Annotated in this window: 14 protein-coding genes; all 14 read left to right on the forward strand. The window is 58.2% G+C overall.

The window, feature by feature from the left end; translation table 11 throughout:
- Positions 1-450 precede the first annotated feature (450 nt).
- Positions 451-933: a hypothetical protein gene (locus tag HDE78_RS07050; protein WP_179477822.1), complete on the forward strand. Its 483-nt coding sequence runs from the start codon at positions 451-453 to the stop codon at positions 931-933.
- A gap of 43 nt (positions 934-976) precedes the next feature.
- On the forward strand, positions 977-1,918 hold the full coding sequence (locus tag HDE78_RS07055) for a type IV secretion system protein (protein ID WP_179477823.1): 942 nt from the start codon (positions 977-979) through the stop codon (positions 1,916-1,918).
- Positions 1,915-2,682: a TrbG/VirB9 family P-type conjugative transfer protein gene (locus tag HDE78_RS07060; protein ID WP_179477824.1), complete on the forward strand. Its 768-nt coding sequence runs from the start codon at positions 1,915-1,917 to the stop codon at positions 2,680-2,682. Before HDE78_RS07055 ends, HDE78_RS07060 begins: the two co-directional genes overlap by 4 nt.
- Positions 2,679-3,905, forward strand: coding sequence for a TrbI/VirB10 family protein (locus tag HDE78_RS07065; protein WP_179477825.1), 1,227 nt, complete (start codon positions 2,679-2,681; stop codon positions 3,903-3,905). The genes HDE78_RS07060 and HDE78_RS07065 overlap by 4 nt, the downstream gene beginning before the upstream one ends.
- Before the next feature lie 35 nt (positions 3,906-3,940).
- Positions 3,941-4,984, forward strand: coding sequence for a P-type DNA transfer ATPase VirB11 (gene virB11, locus HDE78_RS07070; RefSeq protein WP_179477826.1), 1,044 nt, complete (start codon positions 3,941-3,943; stop codon positions 4,982-4,984).
- 30 nt (positions 4,985-5,014) lie between these two features.
- Positions 5,015-5,932, forward strand: a complete 918-nt coding sequence (locus tag HDE78_RS21225) for a lytic transglycosylase domain-containing protein (protein WP_179477827.1) — start codon at positions 5,015-5,017, stop codon at positions 5,930-5,932.
- Between the two features lie 168 nt (positions 5,933-6,100).
- Complete coding sequence (locus HDE78_RS07080; RefSeq protein WP_179477828.1) at positions 6,101-6,544, forward strand: TrbC/VirB2 family protein; 444 nt, start codon at positions 6,101-6,103, stop codon at positions 6,542-6,544.
- On the forward strand, positions 6,537-6,842 hold the full coding sequence (locus HDE78_RS07085; RefSeq protein WP_179477829.1) for a VirB3 family type IV secretion system protein: 306 nt from the start codon (positions 6,537-6,539) through the stop codon (positions 6,840-6,842). The genes HDE78_RS07080 and HDE78_RS07085 overlap by 8 nt, the downstream gene beginning before the upstream one ends.
- 72 nt (positions 6,843-6,914) lie before the next feature.
- The gene (locus tag HDE78_RS07090) at positions 6,915-9,377 is read left to right on the forward strand and encodes a VirB4 family type IV secretion/conjugal transfer ATPase (protein WP_179477830.1); all 2,463 of its coding nucleotides are present in this window, start codon (positions 6,915-6,917) and stop codon (positions 9,375-9,377) included.
- 29 nt (positions 9,378-9,406) lie between these two features.
- A complete protein-coding gene (locus HDE78_RS07095) occupies positions 9,407-10,204 on the forward strand; it encodes a hypothetical protein (RefSeq protein WP_179477831.1) in 798 nt (265 codons plus the stop codon).
- A 120-nt stretch (positions 10,205-10,324) separates the two neighbouring features.
- Positions 10,325-11,461, forward strand: coding sequence for a type IV secretion system protein (locus HDE78_RS07100; RefSeq protein ID WP_179477924.1), 1,137 nt, complete (start codon positions 10,325-10,327; stop codon positions 11,459-11,461).
- A 609-nt stretch (positions 11,462-12,070) separates the two neighbouring features.
- Positions 12,071-12,415 carry a hypothetical protein gene (locus tag HDE78_RS07110; RefSeq protein ID WP_179477833.1) on the forward strand — a complete coding sequence of 115 codons (345 nt, stop codon included), beginning with the start codon at positions 12,071-12,073 and terminating at the stop codon, positions 12,413-12,415.
- 264 nt (positions 12,416-12,679) lie between these two features.
- Positions 12,680-13,276 (forward strand): hypothetical protein, encoded by a 597-nt coding sequence (locus tag HDE78_RS07115; protein WP_179477834.1) that lies wholly within the window; start codon positions 12,680-12,682, stop codon positions 13,274-13,276.
- A 42-nt stretch (positions 13,277-13,318) separates the two neighbouring features.
- Complete coding sequence (locus tag HDE78_RS07120; RefSeq protein ID WP_179477835.1) at positions 13,319-14,587, forward strand: peptidoglycan-binding domain-containing protein; 1,269 nt, start codon at positions 13,319-13,321, stop codon at positions 14,585-14,587.
- Positions 14,588-14,844: the final 257 nt, after the last annotated feature.

Here is a 14,844-nt window from a genome sequence, read left to right on the forward strand (position 1 = left end):
AGATAACGGTTATATAACACTAGCTTTATGTAATTTACTGCGGCAGAATTGAGTTAACCGTTGTTCAGGGTATTCCCCCTGCCGACGCGGAAATCAGCGCGGCCAGGCGGCCGATTTCCAAAACACAATAGCTTTTGTGAAGTTAGTTTCGGCAGGCTTGATGCCTGCCGGGGGGAGCGTTTGAATGGAGTCGGAAAGTCTTGCAGGGCGGAAGCCAGTTCTTCCGCAGCAACAGTACCGAGTTGTAGGGAAAACCCCTACAACTGTTTCAGCCTATTCCCGTCACTCTTCGCTGACACGGGCTGTAGTCGTACAACGACCACTTACCTATGCTTCCCCGCCGCTATCGACTGACGTGGCGCGCGCTTCCATGCGCCATCGTTTTGCAACGCCCCCACAGCAGACTTGCCGCCCAACTCATTCCCTCCACACAACATTTGCGAGCGCGATGTGAATAAGGTCTTTTCAACCACCGCCGTGATTGGCATTCCGCTGGCCCTGACTCTTATGCTTGCCGGCTGTGGAACGCCCGCGGCCAAGGACTTCGGCGGATCCTGGAAGCCGGTGAACCGCTTTCAGGATCAGCCCACGGAAATACCGCTGGCGCAGGCCTACACCTTCTACGCCTCGCCGATGGACGGCACGTTGAAAACCATGCTGACGCGGTGGTCGAAAGACACCGGCATGACGCTCTCCTACCAGCTCATGTCCGACTACACGCTCTATAAGCCGGTCGCGCAAATCCAGACGCGCGATGTTCGATCGGCAGCCGCCGAGCTGAACTCGATCTACGCCGCGGAGGGCATCCTCATCACCATCAATGACAAGCAGATTCTGGTCACTGTCGCCAATGTATCCAAGCCGGATGCCTCGGAAACCAAGGCCGCGTCCGGCGCAGTGAAACCGGCAGCTCCCACGAGCAGCAAGTCATGAAAACAAACCCTCACTCTGCCGCCGACCGTCTGGATCTTTGCTAATGGCCGACAAGAAAACCAACACTCGAAAAATTGACGACACGGTCAAACGATCGGTCAGTTTCGAGCTGACCGTTGCCGACCTGGCCAAGCGCAGCGAACGCCGCGCCTGGTGGGTCGCGTTTTCCGCCGTCGTCGTGGCGCTGATTCTTTTGGGCGGCTATTTCTACATGCTGCCGCTCAAGGAAAAGGTCCCCTACATCGTCATGGCCGATGCCTATACCGGCACCAGCACGGTGGCGCGGCTGACCCAGAGCCTTACCGACAGCCAGATAACGCCCAGCGAAGCGATCAACCGCAGCAACGTGGCGCATTTTGTGCTGGCCCGCGAGTCGTACGACATCCCAATGATGAATCTGCACGACTGGCCCACCGTGTTGACCATGGCCTCGCCGGGGGTCGGTGGCGCTTACCAGAATTTGTACGCATCCAATAATCCCGACAATCCGTTCAAGACACTGGGCAGAGACAAGGCCATACGAGTAAAGATTCTCAGCATTGTTCTCACCAGTGGGGGGGAACTCAACGAGAAACCAAAGGGCGCGACAGTGCGTTTCCAACGCAGTCTGTACGACAAACAGTCCGGCATATCGCGGCCGATGGATAGCGAAATCGCCACGCTCACATTTGTCTACAAAGCCAATCTGAAAATGGATGACCAGTATCGAATCGAAAATCCGCTCGGCTTCCAGGTCACCGACTATCGCGTGGATGCCGATGCATCCGTAGCTCCGCCAGAAGCCGTACCAGGGGCGCTGCTAACCGCGCCCCTCGCACAGCCTGGAGCGGCAACCTCGCCAGCACCGGCATCAACGTCGGCAATCCCCGCATCCAGCGTTATTTCGCAGCCGCCCATACCTGAGCATGAGGCGACCCCTAGCGCCGCCGCTCCGGCCGCGGCGCCTGCGACGAACAACATCTCCAATGGAGTAGGCCACCGATGAACCCACCAAGCAAACTGGGTCTGGCTGGTGCCGTGTTTCTGATCGCGGCTGGCGTGACGCTTTCCGGTCACGCCCAGGTCGTGCAGCAATACGAATACCAGGCTGAGCGCATTTATCCGGTGCGAACCGGATTGGGCATCACCACCCAAATCGAGCTGAGCAAAAACGAGAAGATCCTCGACTACAGCACCGGCTTCAGCAGCGGCTGGGATATTACGCGCCGGGATAACTTGTTCTACCTCAAGCCGAAGAACGTCGATGTTGATACCAACATGATGATCCGTACGGCGACCCATTCCTACATCTTCGAATTGAAGGTGGTTGCGACGGATTGGAAGACGCTGGAACAGGCCAAGCGGGCGGGCGTTCAATACAAAATTGTCTTTACCTACCCCGGCGACACCACGTTCGCAGCCGAAGCCACGAAGGCTGCCGACGTACCCGAGCTCGACACGTCGCTGGTGAAAGATCGTAGCTACAACTTCAACTACGACTACGCCAAACGCAGCAGCACCGCTTTGTGGCTCGTTCCCGTCAACGTCTATGACGATGGGCGATTCACCTACATCAAGATGAGCGATATGAAACAGTTTCCCACTGGAAACTTTCCTACCGTTTACATGCGCGAGCGCGAGCACGGTGAAGACGCGGTGGTGAACACCACGATCGAAGGCAACACGATCGTGGTTCACGGCACCTATCCGTTTCTGGTCATTCGCCACGACAAAAACGTTGTCGGCCTGAGAAGGAATACGAAAAAGTGAGCTCGAATACTCCCAATCAACCCGGCGATGGCTCCGACTACGGCAGCGTTCCACCCAACGAATCGCGTCCCGGCCGTGCTGATCCGCTGGCCGGCAATCCGTACTCCACGCAGTACCGGCAATCGGAAGCACCCGACCTGGATGCCGGTGCGCCGGAGCTGAGATCAAACGATCTTCGTCGAATGAACCGACGTGCCCTGGTTTTTCTTGGCGCGATCGTCGTTCTGTTGATTGTCGTCGCATTCTGGATGTTGAAAGGCGCCTCCGGTAAGAACGAGGCGCCGGCAAAACAACGGGAGGAAACCATTACCGTACCCGAAGCACCGAAGCAAACACCGCGCCCACTGCCGAGCCTGCCCCCGCAGCCGATACCGCTGGCACCACCGCTGCCACCTCCGCCGCCGACGGCAGCCGAGACGGAGGCTAAGGCGCAAATGCAGGCTCCACGAGGCCCGACACTGCTTGAACGTCGAATCGGGGCAAACGACTCCGCTGGCGGCGGTTATGGTCAGCAGGCATCAGGCCAACAAGGCACGGGGGTTCCCGGCATCCCCGGTCAACCGGGCGCGGCGCGTCCCGGCGGCTTGGGCGGCGAGCAGCCCGACGTCGCTACCAGCGCGCAGCCATTGCTGAATGCCGACACACTGATGCTCCGCGGAACATATATTCGCTGCGTTCTCGAAACCCGGATTATCAGCGACATTCCGGGCTTCACTTCGTGCGTGGTGACCGAGCCGGTTTATTCGTTCACCGGTCGCCGACTGCTGCTGCCAAAAGGCTCCAAAGTGCTCGGCAAATATGATTCCGGCCCGACGGGTGATCGCGAGGCTGTCATCTGGGATCGCGTCGTCACGCCCAACGGCATCGACGTCAACATGGCCAGCCCAGGCGTCGATAACCTTGGCGGCTCCGGCCACCCGGGTTACCTCAATTCGCACTGGGGTAGCCGCATCGGTTCTGCCCTGCTGATCAGCATGCTCAGTGACGCCTTCAAATACGAAGGAGAAAAGCACGGTCCTACAAGCACAAATATCAGCGACGGCGGTGTCGTGACGCAGTCGCCATACCAGAGCAACACAGCGCAGACGCTGCAGGATTTATCCAATCAGGCGGTACAAGCATCAGCCAATCGCAAACCGACGCTGACTATCAATCAGGGCACCGTGGTGAATATTTACGTCGCCAAAGACGTGGATTTCAGCGGCGTCGTGGCGCGACTCTAAGTTTTTCCAACGGTAATAGGCGAATCAAGACGGATATGGACGACGGCTCAACCATCGCACAGGTTTCCAACGAATTTCTGGATTACCAGTATCAGGTACTGGGCATCCAGGATTTGATGGCGTCCAGCGACGTCACCGAAATCTGCATCAACAAGCCGGGCGAGCTTTACCTGGAAAACAAGGCCGGCTGGCAGCGCGTTGCCGTGCCCAAGCTGACCTTCGAGCGCGCACGCCAGTTCTGCACGGCCGTCGTCAATGAAAGCAATACCGGACAGCGCATCACCGATGCCGATCCGGTGGTATCGCTGACCTTTCCTACCGGCCAGCGCGCGCAGTTCGTGATTCCGCCCGCCTGCGAAGCCGGCCATATATCGATCACCATTCGCCTGCCCTCCAAGCACACCAAGACGCTGGACCAGTATCAGCAAGACGGATTCTTCGACCAGATTCTCGAAGTCGCCGCAGGCGTCAACGCGCACGATCGGGAGCTGCTGGAACTACGCGCCATGCGCCAGTACGCCGATTTTTTCAGAAAGGCCGTGCTCAACAAAAAGAACATCGTCGTATCCGGCGCCACGGGTAGCGGCAAGACCACCTTCATGAAATCGCTGGTGCACCACATACCGGACAACGAACGACTGGTGACCATCGAAGACGCGCGCGAGCTGTTCATCGATCAGCCCAACGTGGTGCATCTGCTCTATTCCAAAGGGGGGCAGAGTGCCGCCAACATCACCGCCAAGAGCTGCATGGAAGCCTGCCTGCGCATGAAGCCGGACCGCATCATCCTGGCCGAGCTGCGCGGCGACGAGTCGTTCTACTTCATCCGCAACTGTGCGTCGGGGCATCCAGGCTCCATTACCAGCTGCCACGCGGGCAGCACCGAACAGACCTGGGATCAGCTGGCGCTGATGGTCAAGGCCTCGTCGGAAGGCGCAGGACTGGAGTTTTCCACCATCAAGCATCTATTGATGATGACGATCGACATCATCGTACACATCAAGGCACATGCCGGCAGCCGCTATATCACCGGCATCGATTTCAACCCCGAACGGCGCTTTGCGTCGGACAGCCGGTAGAAGCCAGGAGATCGCGCAGTGATAACTGGAATGGAAATAGCAGCGTGCCAGCACATGGCGGTTCCGGCCGATGTGATGCAGCACGTGGTCAACGTCGAATCGGGCTACAACCCGTTCGCCATCGGTGTGGTGGGCGGTCAACTGGTCAGGCAGCCGCAGAACCTCGGCGAAGCGATCGCCACCGTACATATGCTGGATGCCAAGGGCTACAACTACTCGCTCGGCCTTGCGCAGGTCAATCGCGCCAACCTCGGCAAATACGGGCTGACGTCGTATGAGCAGGCATTCGACATTTGCCCCAACTTGACGGTGGGTGCGCGCATTCTTTCCGAATGCTATGCCAGCTCGGGCAACGACTGGGGAAAATCCTTCAGCTGCTACTACTCGGGAAACTTTGTCACGGGCTATCGCGATGGCTATGTGCAGAAGATCTACGATTCGATCAACGGCAGTACGACGGCCCATGCACCCGATGGCGCCGCCGCCATTCCGCTCTTGGCGGCCAATGGCCCATCGCCATCAGCGTTGCGCGTCTCCGCCAGTGGCGTGACCCCGATCGTCGCTACCGATAGTGCGAGCTATCGTCTGGCTATCCGCAGCAGCATGCTGGATACCGCGGCAACGGTTGCCACGCGCTCTATCGCCAATGCGTTGTTGCCAAAATCCATACCTGACCCACAAACGTCTACGCCCCCCGCTGTCACGCCGGCACCTGCAGCGCCGGCAACGACCGGTCAGTCCGCCTCCCCTGCTGAGGCGTTGGCATCCGCAAGCAACGATGTATTCGAGCCTCAAGTACGAAAATTCGGTGATCCCCCACAAGCCGCCGCAGCCAACGCGGGCGTTCCTGCGCCGCAGATAGCGACCTTGCCATCTGCACCGGCAGTAGCTGCATCTGACCAAGCCGATCTTCGCGAAGTGAGTAGCGACAGTGCATTCGTATTTTGAAATTTTAACGTCACTGGCTCCGAGCCCCGGCGAAACCGATCCATTGGTCTTATGGCCTCACGGCCAAACCACCGTCCCGACCTGCCTCGGGACGATCTGCGGTAAACCTCGGTCGCACATACGCAACCGATTTTGAACTTGAAACCCACTGATAGAAGGAAACTTGACATGACATCGTCCCAGCATCCCATTCACTCCATCAAAACAACGCGCCTTCTCGGACTGTTTTTTGGCATCGCCGTTATCGTTTCACTGACCATGCCGGGTATGGCATTCGCGTTCCAGGCCGATGGTGGACTGGGTGATACCGCCTGCGGCTTCCTCTCGAATATCACCGGGGTGCTCAACGCCGTGTCCATTGTCGTTGTCACCATTGCCGTTATTTTTTCCGGCTATCAGATCGCCTTTGCGCACAAACGCATTTCCGAAGTCGCCCCGGTAATGATCGGCGGCATCCTCATTGGCGCAGCCAGCCAAATTGCCAAGCTGTTTCTTGCCAACAGCTCGAAGGTCGGTGGCATCACCACCTGTACCCCAAGCGGCGGCGCCATCATGACTCATGTAATGGATCATTACGCCGTTGTGATGCATTTCCTGCAGCACTATGCATAAGAACCCGCTTTTTCGCGGCTGCACCCGCCCGGCCATGTTCCTGGGTGTCCCCTACATCCCATTTTTCATGGGGGCGGGCAGCTGCTTGCTGATGTCCATGTATTTCAATCTGCTTTTTCTGTTGCTGATACCGCCGGTCATTTTCGTCATGCGTCAGATGGCGAGACGGGACGAAATGATCTTTCGTCTGCTCGGCCTGCGTATTCAGTTTCGGACACGCGTACGCAACCTTCAACAAAACGACGGCATGTGGATGTTCACGCCAAACATCTACCGTGAAAAACAGACGCGGAAATAGGACGTTTCATTCGACGATGTGTTTGGCAGCCTTTCCAAGGACATCAGGTTTTATCCACTCGGTATTCGAATCATGTTTAGCCCAGACGCTTCCATCAGCGAGTTCATTCCGCTGTCCACTCACGTCTCGCCCACGGTGATAAAGACGACGGGGGGAGACTTCCTGCTGGTCTGGCGTCTGGAAGGCCTGCCGTTCGTGGGGCGTGAGGAGTGGGATCTCGAACACCGCCACAACGCCTTCAACCGCATGCTGCAGACGCTGCGCGCCCCCGATTTCGTGAACGTGGCGTTCTGGGTGCATGACGTACGTCGCCGACGCCGCGTCACCGATCGCAGCAAGTTCGCCCATGCGTTCAACCAGGACCTTTCCGACGCCTACTTCGGAACGCTATCGGCGCAAAAGCTGATGCAGAACGAGCTGTATCTGACGATGATTTATCGTCCCGTCGTCGGCGGGAAACGCTTTGTCGAAAAATCGGCGGACGTCACGCGACTCGAAACCGAACAGACTCAAGCCATCAATACGCTGCTTGAACTGGCCGGCAACGTCGAAGCGGTGCTGAAGGACTATGCGCCCTATCGCCTGGGCATGTACGAGGCGAGCAATCGCGTGGTCTTCTCCGAGACGCTCGAGTTTTTCGGTTATCTGCTCAATCGCATCGAGGAGCCGGTACCGGTGCTGAAGGCACCGATCTACAACTACCTGCCGATCAGCAAACAGCGTTTCTCCGCGAAAACCGGTGATTTTGTGGTCACCACGCCCGATGGCGTCAACCATTTCGGCGCGATCCTCAATATCAAGGAATTCACTGACGGTACGTACCCAGGCATCCTGAATGGCCTGAAGTATCTCGACTTCGAATATGTGATCACTCACTCGTTCAGTCCCATGGGTCGCCAGGACGCACTCAAGGCGCTCGATCGCACCAAGGGCGCCATGATTTCCTCGGGCGACAAGGCCGTCAGTCAGATCATCGAACTCGATCATGCGATGGACCAGATTGCCTCCGGCAACTTTGTACTTGGCGAATACCACTTCAGCATGACGATTTACGCGCCGAACCAGGAGCTGCTCTCCCAGCAGATCGCCACCACGCGCGCCGAGCTCTCCAACGCCGGCTTCGTTTCGGTGAAAGAAGATCTGGCAGTAACAGCCGCGTACTACTCGCAGTTTCCCGGCAACTGGAAATTTCGCACACGCCTCGCCAACGTCAGCTCGCTGAATTTCCTCGGCCTGTCGCCGCTGCACAATTTTGCCACCGGCAAGAAAGAAAACAATCCTTGGGGCGATTGTGTCACCACGCTGCAGACGACCAACGGCCAGGCGTACCACTTCAATTTCCACGCCACACATCCGGCCGAAAACTCGCTGGGCGAAAAGGCCATCGCCAACACCATGGTCATCGGCAAATCCGGTACCGGTAAAACCGCGCTGATCAACTTCCTGCTCAGCCAGGTGCAGAAGCTCAAGCCGTCGCCGACCATCTTCTTCTTCGACAAGGACCGCGGCGCCGAAATTTTCGTCCGCGCCTGCGGCGGCAATTACCTGGCGTTGGAAAACGGCAAGCCCACCGGCTTCAATCCGTTCCAATGCGAAAGCAACGAGACCAACACCCAGTTTCTCGCCGACCTGATCAAAGTCCTGGCCGGCAAGACGGTGTACAGCTCGCGCGAGGAAGAGGACATCTTCCGCGGCGTCGCCAACATGCTCGACACACCCATGCGTCTGCGCAGCATGACCAACTTCCAGAAGAGCCTGCCCAATATGGGCGACGACGGCCTGTTCGCACGCATGCGCCGATGGACCGCCGGCAACTCGCTGGGCTGGGTGTTCGACAATCCGGTCGACACCATCGACCTGCAACGAGCCAACATCATCGGCTTCGACTACACCGACATCATCGACAACGCCGAGGTCCGCGTGCCGGTGATCAACTACCTGCTGCACCGGCTGGAGGCGCTGATCGACGGCCGTCCGCTCATCTACGTGATGGACGAGTTCTGGAAAATCCTCGATGGCGAGGGTGGCCTGAAAGAATTCGCCAAGAACAAGCAGAAAACCATCCGTAAGCAGAACGGCCTGGGCATCTTCGCCACGCAAAGCCCGGAGGATGCGCTCGCCAGCGATATCGCCGCCTCGCTGATCGAGCAGACCGCCACCATGATCCTGCTGCCCAACCCCAATGCCAGCAAAGAGGACTATATCAACGGCCTCAAACTCACCGAGGCCGAATACCAGGTGGTGGTGAGCCTCGACGAGCGCTCGCGCTGCTTTCTGGTAAAACAAGGCCACGCCAGCTCGGTCTGCCAGCTCAACCTGCGCGGCATGGACGACGTGCTCTCGGTGATTTCGGCGTCCACCGACAATATCGAAATCATGCACGACATCATGCAACAGGTCAGCGCGGCAAACGATATCGCCACGGACGACCTGCAGCCCGAACACTGGCTCAAGCTCTTTTATGAAAACCGCAAGGGCAGCGGTAAGCAAAAAGCCCCCCAGCCACCAAAGTCCTCACGATCAGCGGCGGCATAATCATGAACCCACTACGGATGGAGAAACCCATGAACAACTTCTATCCCCCGCGCAATTCGGCTTCAGCCCGCTTCCGTACTCATCTTCGCCACATGGTAGCCCTGCTGACGATCGTTGTTTGTCTGTCTGCGCGGCCAGCCCATGCCCAGTGGTCGGTAACCGACAATACGCCGGGCGACAACACCGACAAAACCGCGACAAATACAAAGAATATTGCGACAAGCACTGACAATATCGACAAGCATTTGGCCATCGGAAGCTACGGCTCTCCCGGCGATCGGCTGGCGGATCCAAAGCAATATCCCCTGGCTACGTCGACCACACTTCAGCAGGATCTTCAGCAGTGCAGCAAGCTGGCGCAAACGCAACAACAAAACTGCCAGGAAATAGCCAACACGGAAGACGCGCAGTACCAATACATGGTCACCATGTATACGAATACTGCAATTCGAAATAATCGTCTGCAAGCCATTCTGAATGAGAGACAGGGCATCCAGTCTACTGACTATGGCAAGCTTGAAGATAACACCAACAAGCTGACAGCGCTCTACACGCTCATGGCGATAGATAGTCAGCAGATGCAATCCATCAACTATGCCTACAACACTCGTCTGCGCTATTTGCGCATTCAGCAAACTCAGCTCGCTAACGCTGCGGCTACGGGCACCCCACCCAATTCCAGCCTGGACATTGGCGGCCTCCCCGTCGGTTCGATCATTAATGCGTTAACTACCGGCGCTGCTCTCAAAGTAGCGCTAAACGGCGTTCAAAGTCCCACACCCTCAGGCATGCTGACACTCAGCACCGAACAAAGTAACGGGTTTTAACAGCATGACTTCTTTGTCTGTCTCCGAGACTATCGTGCCATCGAAAGTGGCATGCGCGCGCGCATCGCTATGTCCTGCAAGGAAGGGCGACTTATGAGTGCCGTAATCACGGATTTGCACATGCTGACGTCGCTGACCGATCCTCTTGCCGGTGCCGCTGATGCAACACAATTCGTCTTTTTCAAGACGATCAACGACTTCATCCGCACCGAAATCGACATATTTCAGTGGAACCTCTTGCAGAGTACGACCCAGTGGGTCGGCGCTATCGCGTTGCTGCTGCTGACCCTCTGGATACTTATTCAGGGCTTTCGCATCGTCACCGGCCAGTCGCGTGAACCGATGATGGCCCTGGTCGGCGATTCGCTGCGCGCCGTGCTGATCATCGGTCTGGCCACCAGCATGGCCGTTGGCTCGTCGCAGCTTTATTTCACGCTCAGTGATGGCATGTCCACCACTATCACGAAGATGGTGACAGGCTCCGACCAGAGCGCCTTCCAGAGCATCGACAATAACCTCGCCGTCATGCAGGGCAGCATGGCCCTCGTGGACAGTCTCGATACCGGCGGCAACGACGCCGCCCAGGCGGACAAGGATCGCGACAAGTGGTTCACCGGCATCGGCGTGGCCGGGCCTGGCCTGATCGCCGGCTGCATGCTGCTGCTCAACAAGATCGCACTGGCCCTGTTCATCGGTTTCGGGCCGTTGTTCATTCTGACTTTGCTGTTTCCGCAAACCAAGCCGTTTTTCAGCAAGTGGCTGTTCTACGGCATGGGCACGCTGTTTTCCCTGGGCGTGCTCAGCGTCATGGTCAGCATCGCCATGAAGATGGTCGCCGCCGTCTCGGCCGCCTTTGCCGCCAACTACCTGGCGTCCATGGCCACCGGCACCACCACCGACGGCATCAACTCCATGTCCATGCAGCAGGGCGGACTCGGACTGATTCTCACCACGCTGATCATCAGCGCCCCCCCCATGGCCGCGGCGTTCTTCCAGGGCACCTTGGGCCAGATCGCCACGTATTCTCCCTTCGGCCATATCGGTGAGGGCGGCGGCCGACAACAGCAGGCGTCCGGCATGCCGCCCAGTTCGGTGCCCGGCTCGTTGCCCCCGCCGACCGATCCTAGCCGATTGGGCGGTACCACTGGTAACCAGCAAACCAATACCTTCGCAAATCGAACACCATCATTTGCCGGTGCAACCAATGAGCAAATTCCACAAAGACAACCGCCATCATCGCCATCGGGAGGTCAATAATCATGAAGTCTATTGCCATATCCGCCGCGTTAGTGGCTTGTCTATACGCGCCGCTGGCGTGGTCGCAATGCTCAACGGGTGTTGATACGGGCGGCGGCGGATGTGTTCCGCCTGATGCCCCCGGTATGCCAGGCTATCAAGGAAACGCCAGTCAGCAGCCGGCGCCGCAGCCGCAGCCGGTATGGGCTGACCGGTGGGGAGCCATTGTCATCGCTGAAGACACTGGAGATGCGGGTACTGTTTCGGGACGCGCGAGCCGATCTGAAGCTATTGAAGCCTCCATGAGCGACTGTACTTCGCACGGAGCAAAGCGCTGCAAACTTGAACTTGCCTACCACAATCAATGCGCGGCAGTGGCTTGGGGTTCCAATCAGCATGGAACTGCAGGAGCACCCACTGAATCATTGGCAAAATCAGACGCAATGAAGTATTGCGGTGAAGCTGGTTGCAAGATCGTCTACAGCGGCTGCAGTATGGCCGAGCGAGTCCGGTAAATAATCCAGGCGCATTCAAATTCGCGACAACACTGACCACATCGTTCGGAAGCTAACGACCGAATATCGACCGCGCACTGCAAACATCTACCATGCTGACCAGAAAGGACCTCGCATGAAACACTGGATCGCAATGATTGCCCTAATTTTCGCCCTGCCGGCGGCAGCCCAGGTCACCTATGGCGGGCTCACCTACCGTAAGAGCGACCCCTTCCTGTTCTGTACCCAAGGACAGTTCGTCCCCGCCGAGTGGCTCAAGGGATGCTGGTGGCCGCTGGATCCGTCCAACGGCACGTACACCATGAACCCCGTATGCGATCCACCCACCGAATACGGCAGGACGTGGTCGTTCGACGACTCCGCCTCGCTGACTCAGTATGAGGCAATTTGCCCGCAGGCCATCAAGAGCGGTTCGTGGAAAGGGAACGGCGATGGTTCGGACGTGCCGGCACCACACTGATGATCAGCCGCTGAAGAAAGGTATACGACAGCACTGGATATAGCGCGAATTCAACAGACCGTTACCATGAAAAATATCCGCTTACACTGCCTCTGCCTTCTCGCCCTGTGCACTGGTCTGGTTTCCTGCAATGCGAACAAGACCGCAGACACAGCGTCTGCTCAAGAGAAGCCGCCGACGGGGATATCTTCCGCTTCATCGCCATCGCCATCGCTCTCTGCTGCTCTTGCAAGGTCATCTATACCCGCACAAGGAAAGCGCGCCATGTCTCCCCTGCAAAATCTGCTGAATGTATTCTCCGCTCAAGAAGCAGCCTCGTGGCCTTCGTTCGATGCCGTGCAGGGTGTGCAGTGGCGCGACCCCAAACCGCTGGAAAACCCCGATTCGACCGGACCGGACATGACACATGACCGCAGCGGTCATTTGCTGCTCTCCGGCTTTGGCATCGTCGACGTGCCGGACGGCAAGCTCGGCGCCGAAGCCGGCACCAAGAAAGACAACGAGGGCAATGTGGGCGTCACCCTCAACGGTAATGCCGATACAGTGCAATCGGTTGCCCTGCTGAAGTTCTATCCCAGCGACAACACACAGGACATCATCCAGCGGCAATTGAGCATGGACGCAACGATACAGCTCATCGCCGATCAATGTGCGCTGGACTACGGCACCACTGCCACGAATATGCAAAAGAACGCCTTTTTTCAGGTCAGCTTAGGGACCACCACGCCGATCTATGCCGAAACCTATGTCGACGCGGACGGCGGCAACCAAGGGCCCGGCACCACCACATTCGTGTTCTACCGCAGCAAACCCACTCAGCGCATCGCGGCCATGCGTTGCAAGGAGCACTCGGCCGCCTAACGACAACCTTCCATCCACCGTCATATCCAAGAGGACAGCATCATGGCTGATAGACGAGATAACGCAGTGGCCACTGCGAATGCATATAACCAGGGCAACATCGCCGGCCTGGACGACGCGATGACCCGCCGACTGGTCGCATCGACCGTCCTGACCGAAAGCAACGGTGGCGATCTGGCGATCACCAACCGCCAGGGTTACGTCGGTCGATACCAGGCGGGAGCCGGCTGGCTGGCAGACGCCGGCTATATCGATCAGAACAAGCTGCATGACGCCATGAAGGGCTACCGCAGCGAATGGGCCTGGGCATCCGACGGCGGCATGACCAAGTTTCTGGACAACCCGACTAACTGGAAAAACGGCCTGAGCCTAGAGAAGTACAAAGCGTCTGCCGACTTGCAGGACGGCGCCTTCAAGATCAATAGCGACAAGGCCTATCGGCAGGCAGTCACCAATGGCGTACTCAAGGAAGGCGATGATCCCGCCAAGGTTGCCGGCTTCCTGAAAGCGCGACATATCGCCGGTTATGGCGGCGCCGTAGCGGCTGTAAAAGGCGGCCGCGTCATTCGCGACAGCAATGGCACTAGCAACTACGACTACATGCACGACATCACACGCAATCGCGATCGTTTGAGTCAGTGGATGAATCATGACGTGAAACTTCCGGCGCAACGTGCGCAGTCCACCCCCCATGGCGTGCTGACGCAAGGCGACCATGCTGCCGACGTAAGCACCTTGCAAACCAACCTCGCCAAGCTCGGCTACAAGGACGGTCACGGCCAGCCTCTCCAAGCCGACGGCCACTTCGGTATCGATACCCGCCACGCGGTGGAACGCTTCCAGCACGATCACGGCCTGACCGTGGACGGTGTGGCCGGCACGAAGACGTTGGATGCTATTCACCACGCACAGGCCAAACACGTTCCGCCCGATCTCACCGATCCAAAAAATCCCGATCATGCGCTGTACGAACAGGCACGCATGGCTGTGCACAAGCTTGACGCCAGCATGGGCCGCGTCCCCGATCTGCAGAGCGACCAGTTGGCTGCTTCGCTGGTCGTCGTCGCCAAGCGCGAGGGCATGACTGCCATCGACACCGTCGTACTCAGCGAAGACGGCTCGCACGCCTTTGCCGTGCAAGCCCGACCGGATTCGCCGCTGCGACAGATCGCCTTTGTGCCGACCGCCGAGGCGGTGAACACGCCACTCGACAAAAGCAGCGCAGCGGCGCAGGCGGTGCACCAGGAACCGGTGCAAACACCGCCGCCCATCACGGCGCCGGTGCAGTCGGCCCCGGGTATGGCGCGATAGGACGATAGTGATACAGGCCAAGACGCGCCCCCTTGTCGGGACGCTACTATGGCCGGCTGAAGGCATCGGCCGCGCGCGCGAGCGCGCGACCGGTCCTCCATTCGTCTGGATCGTCATCACCGGGCAGTCGCGCACGCCGATGATGGCAGTGGTCGGCGACTCAGCGAAACCTTCGATGAGCTTACGATCCTGCCTAGCGCCGACGCCGGTTGCCCTTGCCTGCCGCACACTCTACCCTTCAGCCAATAAAGTCTGTC

The sequence above is a fragment of the Rhodanobacter sp. K2T2 genome (genome assembly GCF_013408815.1).
Classification (GTDB): Bacteria; Pseudomonadota; Gammaproteobacteria; order Xanthomonadales; family Rhodanobacteraceae; genus Rhodanobacter.

Bases quoted from the DNA above. Each gene is read 5' to 3' on its own strand.
- HDE78_RS07115 (WP_179477834.1), top strand. From the start codon at position 12,680: ATGTCTCCCCTGCAAAATCTGCTGAATGTATTCTCCGCTCAAGAAGCA.
- HDE78_RS07100 (WP_179477924.1), top strand. From the start codon at position 10,325: ATGCTGACGTCGCTGACCGATCCTCTTGCCGGTGCCGCTGATGCAACA.
- HDE78_RS07110 (WP_179477833.1), top strand. From the start codon at position 12,071: ATGAAACACTGGATCGCAATGATTGCCCTAATTTTCGCCCTGCCGGCG.
- HDE78_RS07090 (WP_179477830.1), top strand. From the start codon at position 6,915: ATGTTTAGCCCAGACGCTTCCATCAGCGAGTTCATTCCGCTGTCCACT.
- HDE78_RS21225 (WP_179477827.1), top strand. From the start codon at position 5,015: ATGGAAATAGCAGCGTGCCAGCACATGGCGGTTCCGGCCGATGTGATG.
- HDE78_RS07085 (WP_179477829.1), top strand. From the start codon at position 6,537: ATGCATAAGAACCCGCTTTTTCGCGGCTGCACCCGCCCGGCCATGTTC.
- HDE78_RS07095 (WP_179477831.1), top strand. From the start codon at position 9,407: ATGAACAACTTCTATCCCCCGCGCAATTCGGCTTCAGCCCGCTTCCGT.
- HDE78_RS07080 (WP_179477828.1), top strand. From the start codon at position 6,101: ATGACATCGTCCCAGCATCCCATTCACTCCATCAAAACAACGCGCCTT.
- virB11 (WP_179477826.1), top strand. From the start codon at position 3,941: ATGGACGACGGCTCAACCATCGCACAGGTTTCCAACGAATTTCTGGAT.
- HDE78_RS07120 (WP_179477835.1), top strand. From the start codon at position 13,319: ATGGCTGATAGACGAGATAACGCAGTGGCCACTGCGAATGCATATAAC.
- HDE78_RS07060 (WP_179477824.1), top strand. From the start codon at position 1,915: ATGAACCCACCAAGCAAACTGGGTCTGGCTGGTGCCGTGTTTCTGATC.
- HDE78_RS07055 (WP_179477823.1), top strand. From the start codon at position 977: ATGGCCGACAAGAAAACCAACACTCGAAAAATTGACGACACGGTCAAA.